This window comes from Pseudomonas sp. L5B5 (genome assembly GCF_020520285.1).
GTDB lineage: Bacteria > Pseudomonadota > Gammaproteobacteria > Pseudomonadales > Pseudomonadaceae > Aquipseudomonas.
This window is the reverse complement of sequence record NZ_CP084742.1, coordinates 5,817,736-5,843,427: the sequence shown is the minus strand read 5'-3', so window position 1 is coordinate 5,843,427 and position 25,692 is coordinate 5,817,736. Positions and strand designations below refer to the sequence as shown.

23 protein-coding genes are annotated in these 25,692 nt (G+C 63.1%); 5 read left to right on the top strand and 18 right to left on the bottom strand.

The window, feature by feature from the left end; genetic code table 11:
* Positions 1-26: 26 nt before the first annotated feature.
* Both fadD1 and fadD2 read right to left on the bottom strand, forming a co-directional pair.
* Positions 27-1,718: a long-chain-fatty-acid--CoA ligase FadD1 gene (gene fadD1, locus LGQ10_RS26855; RefSeq protein ID WP_226523713.1), complete on the bottom strand. Its 1,692-nt coding sequence runs from the start codon at positions 1,716-1,718 to the stop codon at positions 27-29.
* A 340-nt stretch (positions 1,719-2,058) separates the two neighbouring features.
* Positions 2,059-3,747, bottom strand: coding sequence for a long-chain-fatty-acid--CoA ligase FadD2 (fadD2, locus tag LGQ10_RS26850; RefSeq protein WP_058435115.1), 1,689 nt, complete (start codon positions 3,745-3,747; stop codon positions 2,059-2,061).
* Between the two features lie 214 nt (positions 3,748-3,961).
* Here fadD2 and LGQ10_RS26845 point away from each other — a divergent pair, with 214 nt between their 5' ends.
* On the top strand, positions 3,962-4,906 hold the full coding sequence (locus LGQ10_RS26845; RefSeq protein WP_058435116.1) for an alpha/beta hydrolase: 945 nt from the start codon (positions 3,962-3,964) through the stop codon (positions 4,904-4,906).
* Positions 4,907-4,951: 45 nt separating this feature from the next.
* Complete coding sequence (locus LGQ10_RS26840) at positions 4,952-5,422, top strand: MaoC family dehydratase (protein ID WP_058435117.1); 471 nt, start codon at positions 4,952-4,954, stop codon at positions 5,420-5,422.
* Between the two features lie 66 nt (positions 5,423-5,488).
* Here the strand turns inward: LGQ10_RS26840 and LGQ10_RS26835 are convergent, their stop codons facing one another.
* The 4 genes from LGQ10_RS26835 to LGQ10_RS26820 all read right to left on the bottom strand — a co-directional run bounded on the left by LGQ10_RS26835 (position 5,489) and on the right by LGQ10_RS26820 (position 9,172).
* Positions 5,489-6,355, bottom strand: a complete 867-nt coding sequence (locus LGQ10_RS26835) for an HlyD family secretion protein (protein WP_058435118.1) — start codon at positions 6,353-6,355, stop codon at positions 5,489-5,491.
* 10 nt (positions 6,356-6,365) lie between these two features.
* Positions 6,366-6,572: a DUF1656 domain-containing protein gene (locus LGQ10_RS26830; protein WP_058435119.1), complete on the bottom strand. Its 207-nt coding sequence runs from the start codon at positions 6,570-6,572 to the stop codon at positions 6,366-6,368.
* On the bottom strand, positions 6,559-8,547 hold the full coding sequence (locus tag LGQ10_RS26825) for an FUSC family protein (RefSeq protein WP_226523712.1): 1,989 nt from the start codon (positions 8,545-8,547) through the stop codon (positions 6,559-6,561). Before LGQ10_RS26825 ends, LGQ10_RS26830 begins: the two co-directional genes overlap by 14 nt.
* Positions 8,548-8,704: 157 nt before the next feature.
* Positions 8,705-9,172, bottom strand: coding sequence for a ferritin-like domain-containing protein (locus tag LGQ10_RS26820; RefSeq protein WP_058435121.1), 468 nt, complete (start codon positions 9,170-9,172; stop codon positions 8,705-8,707).
* Between the two features lie 230 nt (positions 9,173-9,402).
* Here LGQ10_RS26820 and LGQ10_RS26815 point away from each other — a divergent pair, with 230 nt between their 5' ends.
* Entirely contained in the window at positions 9,403-9,639 is a 237-nt protein-coding gene (locus LGQ10_RS26815; RefSeq protein ID WP_015636734.1) for a DUF3820 family protein, read from the top strand.
* Between the two features lie 46 nt (positions 9,640-9,685).
* Positions 9,686-10,876, top strand: a complete 1,191-nt coding sequence (locus tag LGQ10_RS26810; protein ID WP_058435122.1) for an aminotransferase class V-fold PLP-dependent enzyme — start codon at positions 9,686-9,688, stop codon at positions 10,874-10,876.
* Between the two features lie 159 nt (positions 10,877-11,035).
* Here LGQ10_RS26810 and LGQ10_RS26805 read toward each other — a convergent pair whose 3' ends face one another.
* Genes LGQ10_RS26805 through zwf form a run of 3 tightly spaced genes read right to left on the bottom strand, consistent with a single transcriptional unit; the run spans position 11,036 to position 13,888 of the window.
* Positions 11,036-11,701 carry a bifunctional 4-hydroxy-2-oxoglutarate aldolase/2-dehydro-3-deoxy-phosphogluconate aldolase gene (locus LGQ10_RS26805; protein ID WP_058435123.1) on the bottom strand — a complete coding sequence of 222 codons (666 nt, stop codon included), beginning with the start codon at positions 11,699-11,701 and terminating at the stop codon, positions 11,036-11,038.
* A gap of 17 nt (positions 11,702-11,718) precedes the next feature.
* Positions 11,719-12,432 carry a 6-phosphogluconolactonase gene (gene pgl / locus LGQ10_RS26800; RefSeq protein WP_058435124.1) on the bottom strand — a complete coding sequence of 238 codons (714 nt, stop codon included), beginning with the start codon at positions 12,430-12,432 and terminating at the stop codon, positions 11,719-11,721.
* Complete coding sequence (gene zwf, locus LGQ10_RS26795; RefSeq protein WP_226523711.1) at positions 12,419-13,888, bottom strand: glucose-6-phosphate dehydrogenase; 1,470 nt, start codon at positions 13,886-13,888, stop codon at positions 12,419-12,421. Before zwf ends, pgl begins: the two co-directional genes overlap by 14 nt.
* 311 nt (positions 13,889-14,199) lie before the next feature.
* Here zwf and hexR point away from each other — a divergent pair, with 311 nt between their 5' ends.
* The gene (hexR, locus tag LGQ10_RS26790; RefSeq protein ID WP_226526205.1) at positions 14,200-15,060 is read left to right on the top strand and encodes a DNA-binding transcriptional regulator HexR; all 861 of its coding nucleotides are present in this window, start codon (positions 14,200-14,202) and stop codon (positions 15,058-15,060) included.
* A gap of 50 nt (positions 15,061-15,110) precedes the next feature.
* Here the strand turns inward: hexR and LGQ10_RS26785 are convergent, their stop codons facing one another.
* From LGQ10_RS26785 to LGQ10_RS26745, 9 genes are all read right to left on the bottom strand, one after another.
* Positions 15,111-15,965, bottom strand: coding sequence for a D-hexose-6-phosphate mutarotase (locus tag LGQ10_RS26785; protein ID WP_058435127.1), 855 nt, complete (start codon positions 15,963-15,965; stop codon positions 15,111-15,113).
* Between the two features lie 132 nt (positions 15,966-16,097).
* Entirely contained in the window at positions 16,098-17,447 is a 1,350-nt protein-coding gene (locus LGQ10_RS26780; protein WP_226523710.1) for a carbohydrate porin, read from the bottom strand.
* 88 nt (positions 17,448-17,535) lie between these two features.
* Positions 17,536-18,696 (bottom strand): ABC transporter ATP-binding protein, encoded by a 1,161-nt coding sequence (locus LGQ10_RS26775; protein ID WP_226523709.1) that lies wholly within the window; start codon positions 18,694-18,696, stop codon positions 17,536-17,538.
* A 3-nt stretch (positions 18,697-18,699) separates the two neighbouring features.
* Positions 18,700-19,545, bottom strand: a complete 846-nt coding sequence (locus LGQ10_RS26770) for a carbohydrate ABC transporter permease (protein WP_058435618.1) — start codon at positions 19,543-19,545, stop codon at positions 18,700-18,702.
* Positions 19,538-20,446, bottom strand: coding sequence for a carbohydrate ABC transporter permease (locus LGQ10_RS26765; RefSeq protein ID WP_226523708.1), 909 nt, complete (start codon positions 20,444-20,446; stop codon positions 19,538-19,540). Before LGQ10_RS26765 ends, LGQ10_RS26770 begins: the two co-directional genes overlap by 8 nt.
* A gap of 170 nt (positions 20,447-20,616) precedes the next feature.
* Positions 20,617-21,909 carry an ABC transporter substrate-binding protein gene (locus LGQ10_RS26760; protein WP_058435620.1) on the bottom strand — a complete coding sequence of 431 codons (1,293 nt, stop codon included), beginning with the start codon at positions 21,907-21,909 and terminating at the stop codon, positions 20,617-20,619.
* A gap of 116 nt (positions 21,910-22,025) precedes the next feature.
* Positions 22,026-23,285: an AGE family epimerase/isomerase gene (locus tag LGQ10_RS26755; RefSeq protein ID WP_058435621.1), complete on the bottom strand. Its 1,260-nt coding sequence runs from the start codon at positions 23,283-23,285 to the stop codon at positions 22,026-22,028.
* A 210-nt stretch (positions 23,286-23,495) separates the two neighbouring features.
* Positions 23,496-24,965 (bottom strand): ATP-binding protein, encoded by a 1,470-nt coding sequence (locus LGQ10_RS26750; protein WP_058435622.1) that lies wholly within the window; start codon positions 24,963-24,965, stop codon positions 23,496-23,498.
* Positions 24,955-25,686: a response regulator gene (locus LGQ10_RS26745; RefSeq protein WP_058435623.1), complete on the bottom strand. Its 732-nt coding sequence runs from the start codon at positions 25,684-25,686 to the stop codon at positions 24,955-24,957. The genes LGQ10_RS26750 and LGQ10_RS26745 overlap by 11 nt, the downstream gene beginning before the upstream one ends.
* Positions 25,687-25,692: the final 6 nt, after the last annotated feature.

Here is a 25,692-nt window from a genome sequence, read left to right as displayed (position 1 = left end):
CGGGGCTTTTTCATGGAGGCTGCGGCTTACTTCTTGACGCCGAGCTTCTTCAACTCTTCATCCCGCAGCTCGCGGCGCAGGATCTTGCCGACGTTGGTGGTCGGCAGGGCATCACGGAACTCCACGGCCTTGGGCACCTTGTAGCCGGTGACATTGGCGCGCATGTGGGTCATCACCTGCTCCTTGGTCAGGGTCACACCTGGCTTGGCGACGATGAAGATCTTGATGGTCTCGCCGGACTTCTCGTCCGGCACGCCGATCGCCGCGCACTGCAGCACACCCGGCAGCGACACCAGCACATCTTCCAGCTCGTTGGGGTACACGTTGAAACCCGAGACCAGGATCATGTCCTTCTTGCGATCGACGATGCGGATGTAGCCGTTGGGCTGAATCAGGGCGATATCACCAGTCTTCAGCCAGCCTGCGCTGTCGAGGACCTCGTCGGTGGCGTCCTGGCGCTGCCAGTAGCCCTTCATCACTTGCGGCCCCTTCACGCACAGCTCGCCGGTTTCACCCAGCGGCAGTTCTTCACCGGCATCGTTGATGACGCGGCACAGGGTCGACGGTACCGGAATGCCGATGGTGCCGATCTGGATGTTCTGGATCGGGTTCACCGTGGCCACCGGGCTGGTCTCGGTCATGCCATAACCTTCACAGATCGGGCAGTTGGTCACTTCCTTCCAACGCTCGGCGGCCGCCAGTTGCAGGGCCATGCCGCCGGACAAGGTGACCTTCAGTGCAGAGAAGTCCAGCTTGCGGAACGCCTCGTTGTTGCACAGGGCGACGAACAGGGTGTTGAGACCGACGAAACCGCTGAACTTCCACTTCGACAGTTCCTTGACCATCGCCGGCAAGTCCCGCGGGTTGCTGATCAGGACGTTGTGGTTGCCCAAAAGCATGATGGCCATGCAATGGAAGGTGAACGCATAGATGTGGTACAGCGGCAGCGGAGTGATCAGGATCTCGCAGCCTTCATTGAGGTTCGAACCCATCAGCGCCTTGCACTGCAGCATGTTGGCCACCAGGTTGCGATGGGTCAGCATCGCGCCCTTGGCCACGCCGGTGGTGCCTCCGGTGTACTGCAGTACCGCCACGTCGCCACTGGCCGGGTTGGCCTCATGGACAGGCTGGCCCTGGCCCTTGCGCAGCACGTCATTGAACTTGACGGCCTGAGGCAGGTGGTAAGCCGGCACCATCTTCTTCACGTACTTGACCACGCTGTTGATCACCAGGCGCTTGAGCGGGGGCAGCAGGTCAGCCACCTCGGTGATGATCACGTGCTTGACGCCGGTCTTGGGCACCACGCTCTCTGCCAGGTGGGCCATGTTGGCCAGGCAGACCAGGGCCTTTGCTCCGGAGTCGTTGAACTGGTGCTCCATTTCACGCGCGGTGTACAGCGGGTTGGTGTTGACCACGATCAGCCCGGCGCGAATCGCACCGAACACGGCGATCGGGTATTGCAGCAGGTTGGGCAGTTGCAAGGCGATTCGATCGCCGGGCTGCAAATCGGTATGCTGTTGCAGGTACGCGGCAAAGGCCCCGGACAGCTCGTACAGCTCACCATAGGTGATTGTCTTGCCGAGGTTGCTAAAGGCCGGTTTGTCAGCGAAACGTTGGCAGGACTGCTTCAACACCGCCTGAATATTCGGATACTCGTCTGGATTGATATCGGCAGCAATCCCAGCTGGGTACTTATCCTTCCAAAAGTCTTCGATCATGGAAGCCCACTCCTCAGCAACGCGAATTCATCACCGCATTCAATGCGATTTTTATTGGGTGTGTGTTTTTATTGGTGTCTTTTTTGTGGTGAGTCTGGCTTTTTACTAGGCCGAGAAGTCACAAAGCGCGCCGAGAGTAGCAGCTTTGGAAAAGGCCGCCTAGAGCCAGATAAGGCCTGAATAGTCACAAAAATGACTAAAGACCATTCAATAGTCATTTTTAGAGTAAAAATTCTACATCCTGCACTTCCGCTCTGGCCCGCGGCTTTGCGCCTGGAAAAAGCAACGCGGGCAAGCCGCTGCACCCACCGGCTTGCCCGCAAGGCCGAACCGACGGGGCTCAGGCGATGTCGCGCAGCTCGCGACGCAGGATCTTGCCAACCGGCGTCATTGGCAGCGATTCACGCAGGACGATGTGCTTGGGCACCTTGTAACCGGTGAAATTCTCCTTGCAGTAGGCCTTGAGTTCTTCGAGGCTGACCCCCGTTTCCCGGGGCACGACAAACAGCTTCACGGCCTCGCCGGAACGCTCGTCCGGCACTCCGATCACCGCGCAGTTGGCGACCTTCGGGTGAGCCATGACCACGTCCTCGATCTCGTTCGGATACACGTTGAAACCCGAGACGATGATCATGTCCTTCTTGCGGTCGACGATCCGCACGAAACCGTCCGGGTCGATCACCGCGATGTCGCCGGACTTGAACCAGCCCTCGGCATCCAGCACTTCTGCCGTGGCCTCGGGTTTGTTCCAGTAGCCCTTCATGATCTGCGGCCCCTTGATGCACAGTTCGCCGCGTTCGCCCAGCGCCAGTTCGACGCCCTGGTCGTCGATGACCTTGACGAGAGTGCCAGGCACCGGCAAGCCGACGGTCCCCAGGCGAGAGCGGTCGCCATAGGGGTTGGTGCAGGCCACCGGCGACGTCTCGGTCAGGCCGTAGCCTTCGGTGATCCGGCATCCGGTGAGCTTTTGCCAGCGCTCGGCCGTGGCCTTGACCAATGCCGTGCCACCGGAATTGGTCAGCTTGAGATGGGAGAAATCCAGGTTCTTGAACTCCGGGTGTTCCATCAGCGCCACGAACAGCGTGTTGAGCCCCAGCAGCGCCGAGAAACGCCAGTTCTTCAACTCCTTGATGAAGCCACCGATGTCCCGCGGGTTGGTGATCAGCACGTTATGGTTGCCGGTGACCATCATGCACATGCAGTTCGCGGTGAAGGCATAGATGTGATAAAGCGGCAGCGGCGCCACCATGACCTCCTGGCCTTCGCGCCACTGGGTGTGACCATCGGGTCCGTGCTGGCCCAGGCAGGCGCGGGCCTGCTGCATGTTGGCCACCAGGTTGCCATGGGTCAGCATCGCCCCTTTGGCCAGGCCGGTAGTGCCACCGGTGTATTGCAGCACCGCTACATCGTCGAGCCCCGCCGCCAGCGGCTTGATCCCCTGGCCACGCCCCAGGCGCAGGGCACTCTTGAAGGAAATGGCCTGGGGCAACCGATAGGCCGGCACCATCTTCTTGACCTTGTCCACCACGGTATTGACCAGCCAACCCTTGGCGGCGGGCATCAGGTCGCCCATGCGGGCCTCGATCAGGAACTGGATGTCGGTGTCCCCCAGTACTTCCTGGACCTTCTGCCCGAACATGTTCAGGTAGACCAGGGCCCGGGCACCGGAGTCCTTGAACTGGTGGCGCATCTCGCGCGCGGTGTACAGCGGGTTGGTGTTGACCACTATCAGTCCGGCGCGCAAGGCGCCGAACACGGCGATCGGATATTGCAGGACGTTGGGCATCTGCACCGCGATGCGATCCCCGGGTGCCAGGTCGGTCCGGCTTTGCAGGTAGCCGGCGAACGCCGCGCTGTAGCGCTCCAGCTCGGCGTAGGTCAGTGTCACCCCCATGTTGCTGAAGGCCGGGCGATCGGCAAATTTCTTGCAGGAACGCTCAAACACCTCGATCACCGATTTGTAGGCCCCCAAGTCGATATCGTTGGGGACGCCGGCAGGGCGTTTATCATTCCAGAAATCAGGTTGCATTCTTGTTGTCCTCTTATTTGCCTGAGCGATCCTGGCCGCCTCTGCGACGCGATCAGCGGCGGGGCTCCTCGGACGTTAGCAGCTATGGCGATTCAGGCAAATATGCGCAAGTGTGTCATTAATTGTGTGAATCTTGCCTCCAACAGGCGTGCGAATCAGACGAGCCCATGACGATGCGCTATAAAGTGCAGCGTCTTCGAGCAAAGGAATAGCCATGACCCATGACATGTTCTGGTTGACCACAAGTGACCACCACCGCCTGTTCGTCAACCAGTGGATGCCCGCCAGCCCACCCAGGGCAATCATCCTGCTGTCCCATGGGATGGCCGAACATGGCGGTCGGTATGCCCGCCTGGCCCAGGCCCTGTGCGATGCAGGTCATGGCGTCTGCGCCCCGGACCAGCGTGGCCATGGCCGCACCGCCGAACACGGGGTGCTCGGCCACTACGCGGACCACGGGGGCTGGAGCAAGGTAGTGGGCGACCTCGCCAGCCTCAACCAGCACCTCGGCCAGCAACACCCCGGCACCCCCATCGTGCTGCTGGGCCACAGCATGGGCAGCTACATCGCCCAGGCCTACCTGCTGCACCACAGCGCCAGCCTGCACGGGGCGATACTCAGCGGTTCGAACTTCCAACCCGTAGCCCTGTACCGCGCCGCCCGCCTGATTGCCCGCTTCGAACGCTGGCGCCAGGGTGGCCAGGGCCGCAGCGCACTGATCGAGTGGCTGTCCTTCGGTTCGTTCAACAAGGCGTTCAAGCCCAATCGCACGGCCTTCGACTGGCTCAGCCGGGACCCGGCGGAAGTCGACAAGTACGTCAACGATCCGCTGTGCGGTTACCGCTGCACCAACCAATTGTGGATCGACCTGCTGGGCGGCCTGCAGCAGATCAGCAAGATTGCCAACCTGGAGCAGATCGATCCGGGCCTGCCGCTGCTGGTCATTGGCGGGGAATGTGATCCGGTCAGCGATGGCAAGCGTCTCAAGGATCTGGCCGGCGCCTTGCGCGAGGCCGGCAACCAGTGCCTGCAGCTCAATGTCTATTCGCAGGCGCGTCATGAGCTGTTCAACGAAAGCAATCGTGACCAAGTGACCCAAGACGTACTGGCCTGGCTGGAGCAGGCCTTGCAACACCGCAGGCCTGCGCGCTCGGAGTAAGCCGCGGCCAGTACGCTCATTTATCTGCCAGAGGATTTCCACAAGATGACCCAGGTTACCAACACCCCTTACGACGCCCTGGAAGTCGGCCAGACCGCCCAGTACAGCAAGACCGTCGAGGAGCGTGACATTCAGCTGTTCGCCGCCATGTCCGGCGACCACAACCCGGTGCACCTGGACCCCGAGTTCGCCGCAGCCACCTCTTTCAAGGAACGCATTGCCCACGGCATGTTCAGCGGTGCGCTGATCAGCGCCGCAGTCGCTTGCGAGCTGCCCGGCCCGGGCACCATCTATATCGGTCAGCAGATGACCTTCCAGAAGTCCGTGAAGATTGGCGACACCCTGACCGTACGCCTGGAAATCCTGGAAAAACTGCCCAAGTTCCGCGTGCGCATCGCTACTCGCGTGTTCAACCAGCACGATGAACTGGTCGTGGATGGCGAAGCCGAGATCGCAGCCCCACGTCGCAAGCAGACCGTGACCCTGACCACGCTGCCAGCCATCACCATCGGCTGAGCCTCCTTCCGTAACCCGCGCTTGCCATTGGAACTCCATGTGGAGCTATTCGCTGGCAAGCAGCGCCTACCGCTTGCCTTCCTCCTCCACCTGGACGCTGGCAGTCATGCCGGCGCTCAGGTTGATACCTTGCGGCAGCTTGTCGAGCTGGATCCGCACCGGAATCCGCTGGGCCAGGCGCACCCAATTGAAGGTCGGTTCCACCTCCGCCAGCAATTGCCCGTCGGGCGTGGCATTGCGGTCGGTAATGCCCCGGCTGATGCTCTGTACATGGCCCTGCAAGGCATCGCCGGCACTCATCAGCCAGACCTTGACCGGGTCGCCGACCCTGATCCGCGGCAGCTTGGTTTCCTCGAAATAGGCCTGGACATAAAAGGTCGAGTCATCCACCAGGGCCATCACCGACTGCCCGGCATTGACGTAGTTGCCTTCAGCCAGGCGCAGGTTGGTGATATGCCCATCGCGCGGGGCACGCACCTGACTGCGAGCCAGGTTCAACTCGGCGACCTTGGCTTCGGCCTGGGCCTGGCGCAGTTCGCCCCGGGCGATACCGGCATTGATCTGGGCATTCTCCCGCAGCTCGGCGCTGATGGCCTGCGGGCCCAGGGCCGCGCGGCGGCTGGCTTCATGCTCGCGCAGGCTCAGCTGTTGCTGGCGGGTCTGCACCACCGCCTGGGCCTTATCCAGAGCGGCTTCGAAGCGGTCGCGATCGATGCTCAGCAGCAACTCCCCGGCCTTGACCTGCTGGTTGTCCACCACCTTGAGCTCGCGCACCCAACCGGAGACATCGGGGGCCACGATCACCACGTCGGCACGAATCCGCGCATCGCGGGTCCAGGGGGTGAGCATGTAGTACTGCCACAGGTGATAACCGGCGAAGATCGCCACCGCCACCAGGCACAGGGTAAACAGGACACGTACGGGTGTACGCATGATCAACTCCTTATAAAGGTCCGAGGACGACCGTGACTGCCGTCAGCACACAGACATACAACGCACAATCGAACAATGCTTCGTGCCAGATCCAGTTTCCCAGCCCGCAGACCCGCACCAGCAGGCGCAGCACACCGGTGAGCACCAGCGCCAATACCACATAGATCAAGAACGGACTGAGCAGCACTCCGCCCAGCGACCACTCACGCAACCCCATGACTGTCCTCCTGCTGCCGGCACCAGCTGCGCCAGCTGTTTTGCAATTGCAGCACCGCGCCCTTGGCCAGCTTCAGGGCATCACTGGATGGCTGTTGCTCCAGGGCTGCGAGCAAGGCCGCGCTGGGCTCCACCAGGGCATCCTGGCGACTGCCCGCCGGCCCCTGCTCCAGGGTTCGTTGCAGCTGTTCGAAATACCTGCGCTGCGCCGGGCTCACCGGCACCTGGGCCACCGCCAGGCTCAAGCGCAGGTGCATCAGTTCATCGCCGATGTCCAGGCCCAGCAGGCCATCATCCCAGCGACTGCGGGCCGGCTCGGGCAATTCCGGATAATGCCGGGCCAACTGCAGCAAGCGGTCGGCCATGCGTCCGCCGAACCAGCTTTCGGCCCCCCGCAGGTTGCGCCGGGTCAGGCGCACCAGATCGCTCAGGGTCGCTGCGAGCAGGCGCCGGCCGTGCCAGGCCGGATCCCGCAGAATCAGCAGGTGGAAAGCCAGCACTGCAGCCCCTACCCCCAGCACCATGGCCTGGGCGCTATTGAGGAAGTTGGCCACATCGAAGGTCATCCGGTTCATCGGCGAGATCAGCACGATGAAATGCAGGCAGAACGAGGTGGCGGTAGCCCCTATCTGCGGCTTCGCCATCCCCAGGGCCCCGAGGAACAGCGGCAGCCCCATGGCCATCGCCAGCATCGGGAAGCCACTCCACTGGGGCAACAGGATCTGCCCCACGACAAAGGCTGCGGGTACGGCGAGGAAGATGCCACGCATGAAGCTCATGCCGATCTGTGCGCCGTTCTCGCGGCTGGCGAACAGGCCGCAGACCACACAGGTCAACAGCATGGCCCCGGAGGCGGCAGGCCAGGCGGTGGCCAGCCAGAAACTCGCCACCGTCAGGAAAGCCAACGCACTGCGGGCGCCGAAGACCAGGGCCAGCGACAAGTCGCGGTGGGGTGTCAGGGTCGCCGGTTGCTCCACCGGTGCCCGCCCCTGTTGCACCGCATCCAGGGCCTGGCCGGCGGCCAGGGCGGTCTCGAGCAACAAGGCCAAGCGTGCCAGGCAGAAACCTTGCGCCGGGCTCAGGCGTTCTTCATGGGAAGCCTCCAGCAAGCGCGGGCGCAGTGCCTGCAAATCACCCTGGTCCGCGACGGTCAGGGCCTGTTGCACCTCGTCCATCCAGGGCTGCAATTGCCCGGCCTCATCGGCGTCCAGCTGTTTCCACTGGCGCCGCACCGAGCGGGAGATACGCAGCAGCTTCAGCAGTTTCTGGCTCAGGCCACTGATGGCCCGGGCCCGCTGGCGTCCCGAAGGCCCTTCGAACCAGGCATGTTCACGCTGAGAGTCCACCGCAACGATCCGGCCGAGTATCTCCAGCAGCCCCTTGCGGGCCAAGGCATCGCCGGCCAGGGTGGCACGTGCCGCCTGCATCCCGCTCTGCCAGGCTGCCCGGGCCTGCTCCGCCAGCTGGCGCTCCACGCGCATTGGCCAGATCAGGGCGCTGCTGGCGGTGGCGCAGATGATCCCCAGGGAGATCTCCGTACAACGGGCCACCGCCTGGTCGAAGATGCTCAAGGGATGATTGAGGGCGGGCAAGGCGATGATCGCCACGGTATAACCGGCCAGCACGAAGGAATAGGACCAGGCGCTGCGCAGCAAGGTGGAACTGGCGGTGCACAGCCCCAGCCACAACGCCAGGGCCAGCAGGAACAACCAGGGCGTCTGGGCGAACAGCCCCATGAACACCACTGACATGATGGTGCCAACCAGGGTCCCCAGCAGCCGGGCCAGGCCCTTTTGCAGCACCATTCCAGACAACGGCTGGGCGACGATGAACGCCGTCATCAGTGCCCAGGATGGCTGTTCCAGGCCCCAGCGTAACGCCAGCCACAACGCCAACCCGCCACCCAGCAGGGTCTTGATCGCGAATTGCAGCGCGGGGAGGCTCGGAGCAAGCAATGCCTGCAGGGTAATGGGCACGGACAAGGACTCTTGGAGGTATGGGTTAAACATAGTAGGGAACGCCCGGCAGCGGGCGTGAGCTAATTATTAGCAAGCTAACTAAATCCCGTCCAGCACTAAATCCCAGGCACAAAAAAACGCCAGACTGGCTGGCGTTTTTGACAGGTTTTTGCGCTTAAGAGCGGGCGCGAGCCTGGTTGCGCAGAGCCTTCACCTGATCGTGATTGCGTTGCGCACCATGGTACTGGCGCTCCACCACGTCACGAATACCCACCAGGTTGTGCTTGCCGATTTTCTCCATGGCGTCCTTGTAGGCTTTCAGGGCGTGGTCTTCTCCGCGTTCGGCTTCGTTGAGCACGGCCTCTTCGTCCTTGCCGGTCACCAGCGACTTGAGGTCCACCCAGCGCCGATGCAGGTCGCCGCTGACACTGGTGGAAGTCTCCGGATCGCCGCCCATCGAACGCACCACGGACTGCAACTCGGCCGCGGCGGCGGCACAGTCGGTCGAACGCTTGATGAACAGCGCCTTGAGCTCCGGATGCTTGATGTCTTCGGCGCAGGTCTTGAAGCCTTCCTGGCCGTCCTTGCTGGTCTCGATCAGGCTGTTGAGTACCGAAATCGCTTCTTTGTTCAAGTCAGTCATTTTCAGGTTCCTTGCAGGTTACGAGAATGGGATCGGCCATGGCCGACCGTCCTGCATCTCCTGTTGCATTGGCCGTGCCAGACTTTTCAATAAAAATTAATACTTATTTTTCAATGACTTGAATAAAAGCACAGGATCTGTATCCGCGTTATTTGCATGATCTGTCATTTGGCCTGCATGCAGAATGCCTGTATTTTCCGAGACTCTCGAATCACGCCACGGTGGCCACCATGACCCCTGAGACACTCGAACTCCTGGTCACCCGGGAAATGCCCTTCGGCAAGTACAAGGGACGCATCCTCGCCGACCTGCCCGGCCCCTATCTCAACTGGTTCGCCCGTGAAGGCTTCCCCAAGGGCGAACTTGGCGGCCTGCTGGCCCTGATGCAGGAAATCGACCATAACGGCCTGTCCGACCTGCTCGATCCGCTGCGCGCAAAACACGGCAAGCCAAAGCCCCGCCATTGACCTGAATCTCTTCAGCACAAGCCCCTCACCGGATAACGAGCCCACCATGCCAAGGACTGTCACCACGCTGGCCCGCGACGAAGAACATTGGCGGGGCATCGCCCGGCAATTCGACCTTGAGTCCGGACCGGTCAACCTCGAGAACGGCTATTTCGGGCGCATGACCCGCAAGGTGGCCGAAGACTACCAACGCAATATCCTGTGGGTGAACAGCAGCAATTCGATACACGTGCGCCAACGCTTCGAGCAGGTCGAAGCGCTACAGATCCGCCATCAGCTGGCTCAATTACTGGAGGTTGCGGACAACGCCGTGGCCATTACCCGCTGCGCTTCGGACGCCCTGCAATCACTGATCCGCAACTACAATCGCCTGCAACCCGGAGACCAGGTGCTGCTCAGCGACCTGGAGTACGACACGGTGAAGAGCGCCATACGCTGGCTCGCCCGGCACCGCGGGGTGGAAGTGATAGAAATCCAGCACCAGCACCCTGCCAGTTTTGACAGCCTTGTAGCGACCTACAAGGATGCATTCGAGCGCCATCCGCGCCTCAAGTTGATGCCCCTGACCCACGTCACCCATCGCAGCGGTCTGGTAATGCCGGTCCAGGCCATCGCCGACCTGGCCAGGGAACACGGGGTCGACATCATCCTCGACGGCGCCCATGCCCTGGGCCAGATCGATTTCAACCTGCAGCAACTGGGCATCGCCTTTGCCGGCTTCAACCTGCACAAATGGATTGGCGCACCGCTGAGCCTGGGCTTTCTCTATATCCAGCCCGAGCGACTGGAGGACATCGATCCGGACATGGGCGAATTCCACTTTCCAGCACACGACATACGTGCCCGCACGCCCTACAGCACGCCCAACATCCCGGCCCTGATGACCTTGCCGCTGGTGTTCGAGGAACACCGGGCCATGGGCGGCGCGGCAGCCAAGGGCGCACGCCTGAACTACCTACGCGAAACCTGGACTGAAGCCGTGCGCGAGTTGCCGGGCATCGAGATCATGACGCCTGCGGACCCTCGCCTGTGCTGCGCCATCAGCGCCCTGCGCTTCACTCGCCACCAGGACCAGCAAGCCCTGGTGGACCGCCTGCTGCGCGACTACGACCTGTTCACGGTGCTCCGCACTGGCGCAGGCTTCGGCCCCTGCATTCGCATCACCCCGGGGCTGGTGACACCGCTGGAGCATATCCAGCGACTGCTCGAGGCCCTCACGGAACTGGCCACCCGCTGAAACCTTCCGGCACCGCTGCCACAGGGCCGCCACCAGCCTTTCGCGCCAGCGGTTCCTGGGAGTTCAGGCCGGCTGGCACTTTTTTCCGGGCAAAAAAAAGGTGCGCCGACCAAGCGCACCATAAAGCCGTAGAACACACCAACGAATAGGATTGGAGCTTCAGTCCAGCAGGGCCAGGGCCTGGGCCGTGCACTCCTGGATACGGGACCAGTCGCCGTCCTTGATCCACTGCGGATCGAGCATCCAGCTACCGCCCACGCACATCACGTTTTTCAACGCCATGTAGCTCTTGATATTGGCCGGACCGACGCCGCCAGTCGGGCAGAACTTCACCTCACCGAACGGACCGCCCAGGGCCTTGATTGCCGCCACGCCACCGCTGACCTCAGCCGGAAACAGCTTGAACCGGCGATAACCCAGGGCATAGCCCTCCATGATCCCGGAAGCGTTGCTGATCCCGGGCAACAGCGGGATCGGGCTGGCGACGCTGGCTTGCAGCAGCTCGCGGGTAATCCCCGGGGTGACGATGAACTGCGAGCCCGCCGCTTGCGCTGCCTCCAGCATCTGCGGGTCGAGCACGGTGCCGGCGCCGGTCACCAGTTCCGGCCGCTGCTCACGCAGGATCTGGATGGCCTTGAGGCCGAACTGCGAGCGCAGGGTCACTTCCAGGGCCGTCAGGCCACCTGCAGCCAGGGCATCGGCCAGCGGCAGCACGTCCTGCTCCCGGGCGATGGTGATCACCGGCAGGATCCGCGCCTTGGCACAGAGGCTGTCGAGCAGGGCTACTTTGTCCGCCATGGAAACGGTCGGGGGTAGGTTTGTCATAGCGGCTGATCCTTGGCTCATGGGCACCAGTAAATCTCTAACGGGGTTTGCAGGAAGGCGCGAATCGGCATGTCGGCGATCACGTCGCCAGCCAGTGCGGCACTCAGGGTGGTCAGCTTGGACTGACCGGAAATCGATAGCAGGCTGTTGCGGGCCGACGCCAGCAACGCCCGGCTCATGCTCAGACGTTGATGGGGTACGGTCGGCGCCAGCATCGGCCAGCAGCGGCGGCTGCCATTGGCATCGAGCGCCTCGGCCAGGTTCGGACTGCCCGGGAACAGCGAGGCGGTATGGCCGTCATCGCCCATGCCGAGCACCAGCACATCGATCCCCGGCAGCTCGGCCAGGGCTTGGTCGGCTTGGCGCGCCGCCTCATCCAGGCTGGTTGCCGCACTGTAGAGCCCGAGAAAACGCGCCTTGGCCACCGGCCCCACCAGCAGATGCTGCCTGAGCAGGCCGGCATTGCTGTCGGCATGCTCAACCGGGACCCAGCGCTCGTCGGCCAGGGTGATCAGTACCCGGGACCAGTCCAGTTCCTGCTTGACCAGGGCCTGGAAGAACGCCACCGGGCTGCGGCCGCCGGACACCACCAGGGTCGCATTGCCCCGGGCACTGATCGCCTCGCGCAGTTGTTCGGCAACCTTCAGGGCCAGGCCAGCAGCCAGCAAGGTCGAGCTGCGAAATTCCTGGGCGCGCACGCCCGCCGGCAGTTGCAAATCAGATATCGCCATACCAAGACCTCCCGTCCCGCGTGATCAAGGCGATGGAACTCATCGGCCCCCAGGACCCGGCTGCATAAGGCTTGGGGGCATCGCCGGATTTCTTCCAGCCGGCAATCAGTTGATCGCACCACTTCCACGCGGCTTCGATTTCATCTTTGCGCACAAACAGGTTCTGGTTGCCACGCATCACTTCCAGCAACAACCGCTCGTAGGCATCGGGGATCCGCGCACTGCGATAGGTATCGGAGAAATTCAGTTGCAGCGGTCCGCTGCGCAGTTGCATGCCCTTGTCCAGGCCCTGCTCCTTGGTCATCACCCGCAGCGAGATGCCCTCGTCCGGTTGCAGGCGGATGATCAGCTTGTTGCTGATCTGCAGGCGCTGCTCGGGAGCGAAGATGTAGTGCGAGGGTTCCTTGAAGTGGATGACGATCTGCGACAGCTTCTGCGGCATGCGCTTGCCGGTGCGCAGGTAGAACGGCACCCCGGCCCAGCGCCAGTTGCGGATATCGGCACGCAGGGCCACGAAGGTCTCGGTGTCGCTCTGGGTGTTGGAGTTTTCTTCCTCCAGGTAACCCGGCACCGACTGGCCTTCGCTATGGCCGGCGATGTACTGGCCGCGCACCACCTGGGTGGTCAGGCCTTCCGGGCTGATGGGCGCCAGGGCCTTGAGCACCTTGACCTTCTCGTCACGGATACTGTCGGCCGAAAGGTCGGCCGGCGGGTCCATGGCGATCAGGCAGAGCAGCTGCAACAGGTGATTCTGGATCATGTCCCGCAGCTGGCCGGCCTTGTCGAAGTAACCCCAGCGACCCTCGATGCCGACCTTTTCGGCCACGGTGATTTCCACGTGGGAAATGTAGTTCTGGTTCCACTGGGTTTCGAACAGGCTGTTGGCGAACCGCAGGGCGATCAGGTTCTGTACCGTTTCCTTGCCCAGGTAGTGGTCGATCCGATAGATGCGGTTTTCCGGGAAGAACTGCGCCACGGCGTCGTTGACCTTGCGCGAGGACTCCAGGTCCGAGCCGATGGGCTTCTCCAGGACCACCCGGGTGTGCTGGTTGAGCCCGACCCGCGAGAGGTTCTCGCAGATCGCGCCATACACCGCCGCCGGGGTGGCGAAGTAGGCGATCAGGCGCTGCTCGCTGCCCACGCGTTCGGCCAGGGCCACGTAGTCCTCGGCCTTGAGGAAGTCCACGTGCAGGTAGCTCAGGCGGGCCAGGAAGCGCTGCAGGACCTCGGCATTGAGGTCCTTGTCGCCAACGTACCCCCGCAATTCGGCTTCGATATTGGCCAGGTGTTCCTGCTCGCTACCCGCCTCCCGAGCCAGGGCCAGGATGCGCGTGTCCTCATGCAGGAGGCCGGCGGCATCGAGTTGATACAAGGCAGGAAACAGCTTGCGCAGCGCCAGATCGCCCAGCGCGCCGAACAAGGCAAAGGTGCACGGTTCAACCGTAATCGAAGGCATGATGTTTGTTCTTTTATCAAGTTAAGCTACAAATACCCTTTTTCAGGGGATCACTCAAGGAAAAATGTAGTAATAAACACAACATTTTTACAAAATACCGATTCCAGGTGGTGGTCGTTCCGGGCCACCAGTAGGATAGGCCACCTCTCAACTTCGCATTGCAGGCGCGGCAGGCCCGGCGCGCAGGATAATCCCAGGAAGCCTGGCGACAGCAACAGCGCCACGATCACCCATGCCCTTCCCTGGATTGACCGCCTCCCGGCCTCGCCGTTTCACCTGTCTAGCCGATCTAGGAAACCTGAATGGACCGAGTGCGAAATCTACTGGAGCAGATCCAGAACCGCCTTGAAGAACTGAACAAGGCGGAACGCAAAGTCGCCGAAGTCATCCTGCTCAACCCGCAGCAGGCCACCCGCTTCAGCATCGCCGCCCTGGCCCAGGCCGCGTCGGTCAGCGAACCGACGGTCAACCGCTTCTGCCGCTCGTTCGGCGTCAGCGGCTACCCGGAACTCAAGCTGCAGCTGGCCCAGAGCCTGGCCAGCGGTGCTGCCTACGTCAGCCGCGCAGTGGAAGCCGACGATGACCCGGCAGCCTACACCCAGAAGATCTTCGCCAGCGCCATCGCCTCGCTGGACAGTGCCTGCCAGCAGATCGATCCGCAGCAGGTCAGCCGCGCCGTGGACATGATGATCCAGGCCCGGCAGATCCACTTCTTCGGCCTCGGCGCCTCCGCCCCGGTGGCCATGGACGCCCAGCACAAGTTCTTCCGCTTCAACCTCGCGGTGTCGGCCCACCCCGACGTGTTGATGCAACGCATGCTCGCGTCAGTGGCGCATACCGGCGACCTGTTCGTGATCATCTCCTACACCGGCCGCACCCGCGAGCTGGTGGAAGTCGCGCGCCAGGCCCGGGAAAACGGCGCCTCGGTGCTCGGTATCACCGCCGCCGGCTCGCCGCTGGCCAAGGCGTGCAGCCTGAGCGTGCACCTGCCGCTGCCGGAGGACACCGACATCTACATGCCAATGACCTCGCGGATCATCCAGCTCACGGTGCTCGACGTGCTCGCCACCGGCATGACCCTGCGCCGTGGCGTGGACTTCCAGCCGCACCTGCGCAAGATCAAGGAAAGCCTCAATGCCAGCCGTTACCCGGCAGGCGACGAGTTCGACTGACAGCCTCCATGACCGGCTCCTGCGGCAAACCGCCGGAGCCAAGGTCCCCCCTACCCCGCCATCCGTGCCTGCAAGCTCAGGTGCGCGCGCTGCCCCGGCGCCAGGCGCAAGCGGTCGGTGCCTCCGGCAGCCGCTTCGACACAGACGAAACGCGATACCTCGCTCCAGCTCACCCCCAGCAATGGCCGGGTCCCGGGATGCCAGACCACGGTGTCGGCGTCCTCGCCAGTATCGATGCACAACGCACGCTGCCAGGCACGGTCCTCGATCTGCAATTCACCCTCGTGCTGGAACACCCGCTGGCAGCCACCATCGACCCGCAACTCGCCCTGCTGCCGGCAAGCCTGGCGACTCAAATGGTCGTAACCCTCGGCGCCATCGAGCCCAGACAGCGCTACCTCACCAACGTCACCAATACGCCAGTAGGCGTGCAAAGCCTGGCTCAACTGGCAGGGTTCGCTGTCCTGGTGCTCGGTACTCAGGCGCAGGTCCATGCCCTGGCCCAGGTGCGCATGCAGGTCGACCTTCCAGTCGCACAGCTGCAATTGCCAATGCAGGCGCACACCGTCTTCATCGCTGTCGCTGTCCAGCAGCTTCCAGTCCAGCAGCCGCGCCCAACCATGGGAAGGCCAGGCATTCTCGCTCGGATGGCGGCCATACCAGGGCCAGCACACCGGCACGCCGCCGCGAATCGCGCCTACCTGCGGCCACTTCGCGGCGCACCAGAGCCAGGGCTTCTGCCCGACAGGCTGGAAGTGCAGCAACTGCGCACCCTGGCGACTGAATACCGCCTGGCACAGCGGGTGGTCAATCACCAGCACATCGCGCATCTGGTAGCGCTCCCAGGCAAACACCGGGCGCTCGCGCAGGGTCTTGAAAAAGCGTTGCAGGGGATGCTCATGCATGTGCCGCGGTCCTGAAAATCATGGGGGTAGTCGTACAGCTAGCGGCTGTAGCGAGAGCGCCTGGCAAAAAAAAGCGGATAGCCAGGGCCATCCGCAATATGCGCACAGAGAAAGGAGCTTATCGCAACAGCGTCAGAACACCGACTGAATTTTCAGGCCGGCCACCAGGGCATTGTCGACCTGATCCACACCGCCCGGATGGGTGATGTACTGCAGGTTTGGCCGCACGGTCAGCCAGTTGGTCACATGGAAACCGTAGTTGATTTCGTAGTTGTATTCGGTCTCGCGCAGGGGTGAGTACAGCGGGTTGTCATAGTCGCTGATACCAATGGCGGCATTGGCCAGCTGAGCGTTCTTCTTCACGTCATCGTTGACATGAATACGGGCGAAACCAATGCCCACGTCATCTTTGGGCCGGGCATCGAACGGCCCCTTGTAGACGAACATCAGCGACTGGTAGTTGTCGACGACGTTGGTGTCCTTGTCATGGAAGGTGGCGTTGGCGGCGATGTTCAGACCACGGGAAGCGTCACCGTTGTGCGTGGTGAGTTGCTGCTGGGCGACGAACCAGTAGCCGTGCTTGCTGTTGTGCACGCGATAGGCGCTGCCAGTGCTGGCGGCATCCAGGCCATTGACGTCCTCGCGCACGTCATTGGCGTCGGCAGTGCTCTTGTAGTAACCCACGCGGTACTCGCCAGGCAGGTTGTTGACCTTCGGCGACCACACCAGCTCCACCGGCAGCACGGTGCCCTTGGTGCCGCTGCCGCTGAGCTTGAAGCCGTTGCCATGCTCCAGTTGCGACGGATTCTGGTTGTAGGCGCCGATCTGCGCATAGAGCTCGGGGGTGATGTGGTACTTGATGCGCAGTGCCGCCTGGCTGACCGGCCAGTTGTACCAGATGCCGGTGGCCCAGTTGCCCACTTGGGAGCCACAGAACGCCAGGTTCTGGAAGTCGCAGGGGAAGGTGTTGAAGTCTTCGCCTTCGCCGAAGTAACCCGCCTTGACGTCCAGCTTGCCGTCCAGGAACTGGTGCTGGATCCACAACTGGGTCAGGCGGACCATGTGCCCGCGACCGTAGACTTCCTGGGAAGAACTGAGGGTGCCGGCACGGGGATCGCCAATGCGATCGTTGGAGATGTTCTGGCCATTGCGGTTGGTCAGCTGGACCTTGGCCTGGGTATTGTCCCAGCCCAAAAGCTTCTGCAGGTCGAACGCCACGCCCAGGCCGAACTGATCGCTGTAGCGCCCGGTCTTGTCGTCGTTGTAGCCGCCATGCAGGTTGGCGCCCATTTCCCCGACGTAGTCGGCCTTGATGTCGATCCCCTGCTCGATCAGCTTGGTGCGTTCGCCGCCCCAGTCGCCGGTCATCCACTTGGAGTCGGCGCTGAAGGCTTCATCGGCCATCGCATGGCCGGACAGGACCAGCGCCGCCACTGCCGACAGCTGGCAGAGCAGGCGGGTGTTGCCATGTTGCTTTTTCATCCCTACATCCTCGTCTTTATTGTTATTAACGATTTATCCAACGCGGTTTACAGTCCTTGCGACAGATGACAGGCCATCTGCCACGGATTCAACGTCCCTTGAATTGCGCCACATTGCCGCCGTGCCCTTGGGTCACGGCAGGCCTCGCCGCCCCCAGGCGCTCGCCGCTCTGGGCATCGAACAGCAGGACCCGGGCCGGGTCGAACTGCAAGGTCAGGGTCTGCCCGGCCTCGGGCGCCTGGTCCGGGGCCAGGCGGCAGCAGACCTTGGTGCCATTGAGGGTGACGAACACCAGGGTGTCGGGGCCGGTGGGCTCGATCACCTGGACTTCAGCCCGGATGCTCGGCAGGCCGTTGGCCTCGACAGATGCCAGACTGATCTGCTCGGGACGGATACCGAGGATCACTTCACGGTCCTCGAGCCCGGCATCCTGGGGCCCCAGGGGCAGCTCGCAGCGAGCCTGGCCACTGTCCAGCAGGGCCAGCAGGCGCCCATCCTTGCGCTGCAGGCGCAGGGGAATGAAGTTCATCGGCGGCGAGCCGATGAAGCTCGCCACGAACAGGTTGGCCGGGTCGTTGTAGATCTGCTTCGGCGTGCCGAACTGCTGGATGATCCCATCCTTCATCACCGCCACCTTGTCCCCCAGGGTCATGGCTTCGATCTGGTCATGGGTGACGTAGACCGTGGTGGTCTTCAGGCGCTGGTGCATCAGTTTCATTTCGGTGCGCATCTCCACCCGCAGCTTGGCGTCGAGGTTGGACAGCGGCTCGTCGAACAGATAGATCTTCGGCCGCCGTGCCAGGGCGCGCCCCATGGCCACGCGCTGCTGCTGGCCGCCGGAGAGCTGGCCCGGCTTGCGGGTCAGCAGGTGCTCGATCTGCAGCAGCTTGGCCACCCGCGCCACCTCCGCATCGATCTCGGCGGTGGGCATCTTGCGGATCTTCAGGCCGAAGGCGATGTTGTCGCGCACGCTCATGGTCGGGTACAGCGCGTAGGACTGGAACACCATGGCGATGTCCCGGTCCTTGGGGCTCATGCCGCTGATGTCGGCGTCGTCCACCAGGATCGCCCCGCCACTGATGTTTTCAAGGCCGGCGATGCAGTTCATCAGGGTCGACTTGCCGCAACCGGAGGGGCCGACCAGGATCAGGAACTCACCGTCATCGATCTTCAGTTCGATGTTCTTCAGGGTGTCCGGCAGGCCGGCACCGTAGGTCTTGTTGACGTTGCGTAATTCGAGAGTTGCCATGCCTTACCCCTTGACCGCGCCGGACGTCAGCCCGCGCAGGAAATACTTGCCGGCGAAGATGTACACCAGCAGTGTCGGCAGCCCGGCGATCATCGCCGCCGCCATGTCAACGTTGTATTCCTTGACCCCGGTGCTGGTGTTGACCAGGTTGTTCAGGGCCACGGTGATCGGTTGCGCGTCGCCGCTGGCAAACACCACGCCGAACAGGAAATCGTTCCAGATCTGGGTGAACTGCCAGATCAGGCACACCATGATGATCGGCACCGACATCGGCAGCAGGATCTTGCCGAAGATGGTGAAGAACCCCGCTCCGTCCAGGCGCGCCGCCTTGACCAGGGCATCCGGCACGCTGACGTAGTAGTTGCGAAAGAACAGTGTGGTGAAGGCCAGGCCGTAGACCACATGCACCAGCACCAGGCCGGTGGTGGTGTTGGCCAGGCCGAACTGACCGAGGGTGAACGAGGCCGGCAGCAGCACGGTCTGGAACGGCAGGAAACAGCCGAACAGCAGCAGGCCGAAGAACAGCTGCGAGCCGCGAAAGCGCCACATCGACAGCACGTAGCCGTTCATGGCACCGATGAAGGTGGAGATCAGCACCGCCGGCACGGTGATCTTCACCGAATTCCAGAAGTAGCCGCCCACGGTGTCCCAGGCCTTGATCCAGCCGATGCCGTCGACCACCTGGGGCCAGCTCAAAAGGTTGCCGGTGCGGATGTCCTCGGGCGTCTTGAAGCTGGTGAGTAGCATCACCACCAGCGGTATCAGGTACACCGCCGCCGCCAGCAGCAGCGTGGCGTAGATGGCGAGCCGGCTGAAATTCAGGCGCGGCCGGGCGAGCGAATCAGTCATGGCGTTTGCCCCGCAGTTCGGAATACAGGTACGGCACCAGGATGATCAGCACGGCGCCCAGCATCAGCATGGCGCTGGCCGAACCGATGCCCATCTGGCCACGGCTGAAGGTGAAGGAATACATGAACATCGCCGGCAGGTCGGAAGAGTAGCCAGGGCCACCGGCGGTCATCGCCGCCACCAGGTCGAAGCTCTTGATCGCGATATGCGCCAGGATCATGAAGGCGCTGAAGAACACCGGACGCAGGCTCGGCAGGACGATCTTCAGGTAGATGGTCGGCAGGCTCGCGCCGTCGACCTGGGCCGCGCGAATGATCGACTGGTCGACACCGCGCAAGCCCGCCAGGAACATCGCCATGACGAACCCCGAGGCCTGCCACACGGCGGCGATCACCAGGCAGTAGACCACCCGGTCCTGGTCCACCAGCCAATCCAGGCGGAAGCCTTCCCAGCCCCAGTCGCGCAGCATCTTGTCCAGCCCCAGGCCCGGGTTGAGCAGCCATTTCCAGGCGGTGCCGGTAACGATCATCGACAGCGCCATGGGGTACAGGTAGACGGTGCGGATAAAGCCTTCCTTGCGAATGCGCTGGTCCAGCAGCACGGCGAGGAATACCCCCAGCACCAGGCTGATGCCAATGAACAGGCCACCGAACAGCGCGAGGTTCTTGCTTGCCACCCACCAGCGGTCGTTGTCCATCAGCCGCAGGTACTGCTGCAGGCCGACCCATTTGTAGCTCGGCATGAAGCTGGAGTTGGTGAAGGACAGAATGAAGGTCCAGATGATGTAGCCATAGAAGCCCACCAGCACGATCACCATGCTGGGCGCGAGCACCAGCTTGGGCAACCAGCGCTGCAAGGCATCCAACGGCGAGGCTTTGCTGAAAACCGCCACAGAGCTCATGGGGATAATCCAGTGTGAAAGAGTGAGTATCCGTAGGAGCGAGGCTCGCCCGCGAATGGGCACCGACACTCAAGTCGATACCGACCGATGCACCACCTTCGCGGGCAAGCCTCGCTCCTACCAGGGAGAGCGTTTCGGGAATGGCCGCAGGCACGCCTGCGGCCCAGGCCTCACTGCGCGGCCTTGACCGCCGACGCCAGTTGCGCACTGGCCTTGGCCGGGTCCGCATCCTTGTCGTTCATGAAGTTGGTCACCACATCGAAGATCGCGCCCTGCACCGCCAGGGAGGTGGCCATGTTGTGCGCCATGCTCGGCTGCAGGCCGCCGGTCTTCTCGTCCGCCAGGAAGTCCTTGGCCGCCGCCTGGGCACAGGAGTCGAAACCTTCGGCACTCATGTCGTTGAGCATGTCGGTACGCACCGGGATGGAGCCCTTGTTGATGCTGAAGACTTTCTGGAAGTCCTTGCCCAGGGCAACCTTGGCCAGGTCTTGCTGGGCGGCGATATCGCCCTTGCGATCGGCCTTGAGCTTGAACACTGCCAACGAATCGATGTTGTAGGTGAAGGCCTTGTCGGTACCCGGGAACGGCACGCACTGGTAATCCTTGCCGGCCACCTTCTTGGCCGCGGTCCATTCGCTCTTGGCCCAGTCGCCCATCATCTGCATGCCGGCCTTGCCGTTGATCACATCCGCAGCAGCGATGTTCCAGTCACGCCCGGCGCGGTTGGGGTCCATGTAGCCGGAAAGCTTCTTCAGCTCGGCGAAGACCTTGGTCATTTGTGCACCCGAAAGGGTCTTCTGGTCCAGGTCCACCAGGGATTTCTTGTAGCCATCGGCGCCCATGACCGAGAGCACCACGTCCTCGAACACGGTGCTGTCCTGCCATGGCTGGCCACCGTGGGCCAGGGCAATGAAACCGGCAGCCTTGAGCTTGTCGCCGGCGGCATAGAACTCTTCGAGGGTGGTGGGCGCCTTGTCGATCCCGGCCTTCTTGAACACCTCGGGGTTGATCCACAGCCAGTTGACCCGGTGGATGTTCACCGGTACGGCGACATAGTCACCTTCGTACTTGACGGTGTTGGCCACCTTGGACGAGAGCAGGCCGTCCCAGTTCTCGCTCTTGGCCACGTCCTTGAGGGTATCGGTGCTGAGCAGGCCGGTGCTGCCCCACTCCTGGATGTCCGGCCCCTTGATCTGCGCGACACCGGGCGGGTTGCCGGCCACCGCACGGCTCTTGAGCACGGTCATCGCGGTGGAACCGCCACCGCCGGCCACGGCGCCATCCTTCCAGGTGAAGCCATCTTTCTCCACCTGGGCCTTGAGGACATCGACCGCGGCTTTTTCGCCACCCGACGTCCACCAGTGGACCACTTCCACGGAACCTTTGGAGTCGGCAGCCAGGGCGCTCAGGGGAAACAGGGAGGCAAGGGAAATGACAGTGGCGAGGCGAGAAATCGCATTCATCTGAAGTACCTTTCTTGTTGTTATGCATGCAAGTCTGGTGCTTGCGCTGCAAACGAGTCTAAACAGCCTAGTCCAGCGCCCGGGTAACGAAGCGATGGAGAAATGTCACCGCATGGTTACACAGTCCCCGAAACAGAGCCCTGGGCCAGGGCCGAGGCCATGCTCGGCGCCAGGGGCAGGCGCGGAATCAGCACGGCCTGCCAGGCGTGATAAAGATCCGGCTTGCCGCCCCAGATTTCTGCCGCAGGACGGTTGTCCAGACCCAGTTCGTGGTGCCAGCTGCCGAACTCGCGATCGATGAACTGCACGTCGCAGAACTCCCAGAAACGCCGGTACCAGGTCTCGTAGCGCTCCTCTGCGGTGCGCCTGAGCAGAGCGCTGGCGGCGGCGCTGGCCTCGGCGTGAGTCCAGTGCAGGCGCTGGCGCACCACAGGGCGGTTTTCCCAGTCCAGGGTGTAGACGATGCCTGGGGCACCATCCACGTTCCAGCCGTTGCGGCAGTTGCTCTCGAACAGGCGCTGGGCGTCCAGCACCAGCCAGCCAGGGGTCAGCATTCCGGCCTGGACCCGCGAAGCCTCCAGGTGCAGCAGCAAGCGTGCCCATTCGAAACCGTGGCCCGGCGTGGTGCCGAAGGGGCGGAAACCATCGGCGGGGAAGTCCCGGTTGTAGTCGCGCAAGGGTTGCCACTGGAGGTCGAAATGCTCGACCACCATGAAATCGTTGGCGGCGGCATGCCCATGGATCAGTCGCTCGGCGATCCGCAACGCCCGGTTCAGCCAGCGCGGGTCCTGGGTGACATCGGCCAGGGCGAGGAAGGCTTCGGTAGCGTGCATGTTGCTGTTGGCCCCGCGATAGGCTTCCTGCTCGCTCCAGTCACGGCTGAAGGACTCGATCATCGCCCCCTCGTGCTCGCTCCAGAAATGCGCCTCGATGATGCCGATCGCCTCTTCCAGCAAGGCCTCGGCTCCAGGGCGCCGGGCCACCACTGCCGAGCTTGCGGCCAGGGCGACGAAAGCGTGCAGGTAAGCCGCCTTGATGCCACTGCCGTCCGCCTGGCCGGCCATGGCGAACCAGCCACCGTGCTCGGCGTCGCGCAGGGGACCTGCCAGGGCGGCGATGCCGTGATCCACCAGGTCGGCAAACCCCGGCAGGCCCTGGACATGGGCCATGGCAAAGCTGTGGGTCATGCGGGCGGTATTCATGGTTTCAGCCAGGGCGCCAGCGGGCAGGCAACCCCGGGCATCCAGGTTGCCGAAGCCCTCGGCAAGTCGCGAGGCCTTGGCGAAGTCCAGCAGGCGCAGACCCTCGGCGGCCAGCCAGTGGTGATGGGCGGGAGCGTTCAGCCAACTGCTGAACGGCAGGGAGAGAGGTTCCATGGGCGACCTGTTGTTGTTCTTGTCGAAGGCTTGAGTCTAATCAAGCCGATGTTCGCCCCAGGTAACGAAGCACACGGCAAATGTCACCAGGCCGTGACAAACAACCGGACGCCGGTAGGAGCGAAGCTTGCTCGCGATGAACGATAACGCGCCGTGCCAGGCATGACGCTTCGCAGGCAAACCTCGCTGCTACAGGAGGAGAAGAGTTGTTCAGTCCGCGGAACGAGGCAGGTACAGGGTCACGCGCAGGCCGCCTTCGCGCAGGTTCTGCAGGCTGACTTCGCCACCATGGCTGTGGGCGATGTTGCGGGCGATGCCCAGGCCCAGGCCGTAGCCCTGCTGCTGGCCGGCCAGGCGAAAGTGCGGTTCGAAGACCTGCTCCAGCCGCTGCTCGGGCACACCAGGGCCCTCATCGTCCACATGCAGGATGAAGGCACTGGCGTCGTCTTCGATGTGCAGGTGGGCGTTCTGCCCGTACTTGAGGGCGTTGTCGATCAGGTTGCCCATGCAGCGCTTGAGCGCCAGGGGCTTGCCCGGATAACTGGCCAGGGCCCGGCCCTGCTGGGTCACTCGCCCGTTGCCGCTGGGCGCCAGGTAGGGCTCCACCAGGCAATCGAGTACCTGGTTGAGGTCCACCGGCTCGATGTTCTCGTGGATATCGGTGTCCTTGACGCACTGCAGTGCGCCCTTGACCAGCAACTCCAGCTCGTCCAGGTCGCGGCCGAACTTGACTTGCAGCTGTTCGTCCTCCAGCAGCTCGACACGCAGGCGCAGGCGGGTGATGGGGGTGCGCAAGTCGTGGGAGATGGCGCTGAACAGTTGGCTGCGCTCGGTCAGGTAGCGACTGATGCGCTCGCGCATGCTGTTGAAGGCCCGCCCCACCTCCACCACTTCACTGCCACCGCCCAGTGCCACCGGCTGTACATCGGCCCCCAGGGACAGCTCCCGGGCCGCCCGGGCCAGGCGCTTGAGGGGCCGGCTCTGCCAGTGCACCAGCAGGCCGATGAACAGCAGCAGGAAACTGCTGGTCAGCAGGATGAACCACACCTGCTGCGCCGGCAGGCCCTGCTCTTCGAGGCTGGTATAGGGTTCAGGCAGCAATGAGGCGATGTACAGCCACTCGCCCGGGGCCATCTGGATCTGGGTCACCAGCACCGGCGGGTTCACCGGTTCCAGGGTGAGGGCGTAGTGGGCCCAGGAGCGCGGCAGTTCGTCGAGCTTCAGGCCGCCATTGAAGATCCGCAGGTCATCGGGCCGTACGAAGGTCACGGAAATATCCGCATCCGTACCCAGGGACTGGCGCAGCACCTGTTCCACCGCCCGCAATACCGCCTCCTTGCGCGGCGTGACCGGCAATAGCTGCATGTCCAAGGGCTTGTCGTTGAGGGTCACGACAAACCGGGTGCCGCCCATGCTGCGTAACTGGTCGAGCACCAGCGGGCGGTACGCCACCGGCAACGAACGCAGATAACTGACGCTGGCCGTCATCGAGTGGGCCAGGCTGCGAGCACTGGTCACCAGGCCTTCGAGCTGGGTGGCCCGCAGCTGCGAGACCCAGATCACGCTGGACAGGGCCTGGGCCAGCAGCACCGCCAACAGCGTCAGCAACAGCATCCGCCCCAACAGCGAACGGGGCATCGGCACCCGTGGCAATACCCTGCGCAGGGTCTCAGTGACCATTGCCGGCCACCACATTGGCCGCCAACTGGTAACCGCTGCCCCGCACCGTACGGATCAGCCGCGGGGGTTTTTCCGTGTCCCGCAGGCGCTGGCGCAGACGGCTGACGGCCATGTCGACGATGCGATCCAGGGGCATCAGGTCGCGTCCGCGAGTAGCGTTGCCGATGGTGTCGCGATCGAGGATTTCCTGGGGATGGTCGAGGAACAGCTTGAGCAGGGCGAAATCGGCGCCGGAGAGGATGACCTCTTCGCCATCGACGTGGAACAAGCGATGGCTGATCACGTCCAGGCGCCATTCATCGAAGCACAGCACCTCGCCCGCCACCCGCTCCTGGACGAACTGCGCGCGGCGCAGCAGGGCCTTGATCCGCGCCTGCAGCTCGCGGGGGCTGAACGGCTTGCCCAGATAGTCATCGGCCCCCAGCTCCAGGCCGATGACCCGGTCGGCCTCGTCGGAGCTGGCGGTGAGCATGATGATCGGCACCTGGCTGCGCTTGGGGTGCTGGCGAATCCAGCGGCACAGGCTGAAACCGTCTTCGTCGGGCAGCATCACATCGAGGATCACCAGGTCGCTGGGCGCCTCGTTCAGCGCCTGGCGAAAACCCGCGCCATCGGCCGTGCTGCGCACCTGGAAACCACAGCGGCTGAGGTAGGTTTCCAGCAGCTCGCGGATTTCCTGATCGTCGTCGACCAACAAGATCGACCTACTGACTGAAGTCACCCATGC

What these genes read in the sequence shown, in the direction of transcription:
- fadD1 (WP_226523713.1), bottom strand. Translation starts at nt 1,718, where the DNA reads ATGATCGAAGACTTTTGGAAGGATAAGTACCCAGCTGGGATTGCTGCC.
- fadD2 (WP_058435115.1), bottom strand. Translation starts at nt 3,747, where the DNA reads ATGCAACCTGATTTCTGGAATGATAAACGCCCTGCCGGCGTCCCCAAC.
- LGQ10_RS26845 (WP_058435116.1), top strand. Translation starts at nt 3,962, where the DNA reads ATGACCCATGACATGTTCTGGTTGACCACAAGTGACCACCACCGCCTG.
- LGQ10_RS26840 (WP_058435117.1), top strand. Translation starts at nt 4,952, where the DNA reads ATGACCCAGGTTACCAACACCCCTTACGACGCCCTGGAAGTCGGCCAG.
- LGQ10_RS26835 (WP_058435118.1), bottom strand. Translation starts at nt 6,355, where the DNA reads ATGCGTACACCCGTACGTGTCCTGTTTACCCTGTGCCTGGTGGCGGTG.
- LGQ10_RS26830 (WP_058435119.1), bottom strand. Translation starts at nt 6,572, where the DNA reads ATGGGGTTGCGTGAGTGGTCGCTGGGCGGAGTGCTGCTCAGTCCGTTC.
- LGQ10_RS26820 (WP_058435121.1), bottom strand. Translation starts at nt 9,172, where the DNA reads ATGACTGACTTGAACAAAGAAGCGATTTCGGTACTCAACAGCCTGATC.
- LGQ10_RS26815 (WP_015636734.1), top strand. Translation starts at nt 9,403, where the DNA reads ATGACCCCTGAGACACTCGAACTCCTGGTCACCCGGGAAATGCCCTTC.
- LGQ10_RS26810 (WP_058435122.1), top strand. Translation starts at nt 9,686, where the DNA reads ATGCCAAGGACTGTCACCACGCTGGCCCGCGACGAAGAACATTGGCGG.
- LGQ10_RS26805 (WP_058435123.1), bottom strand. Translation starts at nt 11,701, where the DNA reads ATGACAAACCTACCCCCGACCGTTTCCATGGCGGACAAAGTAGCCCTG.
- pgl (WP_058435124.1), bottom strand. Translation starts at nt 12,432, where the DNA reads ATGGCGATATCTGATTTGCAACTGCCGGCGGGCGTGCGCGCCCAGGAA.
- zwf (WP_226523711.1), bottom strand. Translation starts at nt 13,888, where the DNA reads ATGCCTTCGATTACGGTTGAACCGTGCACCTTTGCCTTGTTCGGCGCG.
- LGQ10_RS26785 (WP_058435127.1), bottom strand. Translation starts at nt 15,965, where the DNA reads ATGCATGAGCATCCCCTGCAACGCTTTTTCAAGACCCTGCGCGAGCGC.
- LGQ10_RS26780 (WP_226523710.1), bottom strand. Translation starts at nt 17,447, where the DNA reads ATGAAAAAGCAACATGGCAACACCCGCCTGCTCTGCCAGCTGTCGGCA.
- LGQ10_RS26775 (WP_226523709.1), bottom strand. Translation starts at nt 18,696, where the DNA reads ATGGCAACTCTCGAATTACGCAACGTCAACAAGACCTACGGTGCCGGC.
- LGQ10_RS26770 (WP_058435618.1), bottom strand. Translation starts at nt 19,545, where the DNA reads ATGACTGATTCGCTCGCCCGGCCGCGCCTGAATTTCAGCCGGCTCGCC.
- LGQ10_RS26765 (WP_226523708.1), bottom strand. Translation starts at nt 20,446, where the DNA reads ATGAGCTCTGTGGCGGTTTTCAGCAAAGCCTCGCCGTTGGATGCCTTG.
- LGQ10_RS26760 (WP_058435620.1), bottom strand. Translation starts at nt 21,909, where the DNA reads ATGAATGCGATTTCTCGCCTCGCCACTGTCATTTCCCTTGCCTCCCTG.
- LGQ10_RS26755 (WP_058435621.1), bottom strand. Translation starts at nt 23,285, where the DNA reads ATGGAACCTCTCTCCCTGCCGTTCAGCAGTTGGCTGAACGCTCCCGCC.
- LGQ10_RS26750 (WP_058435622.1), bottom strand. Translation starts at nt 24,965, where the DNA reads ATGGTCACTGAGACCCTGCGCAGGGTATTGCCACGGGTGCCGATGCCC.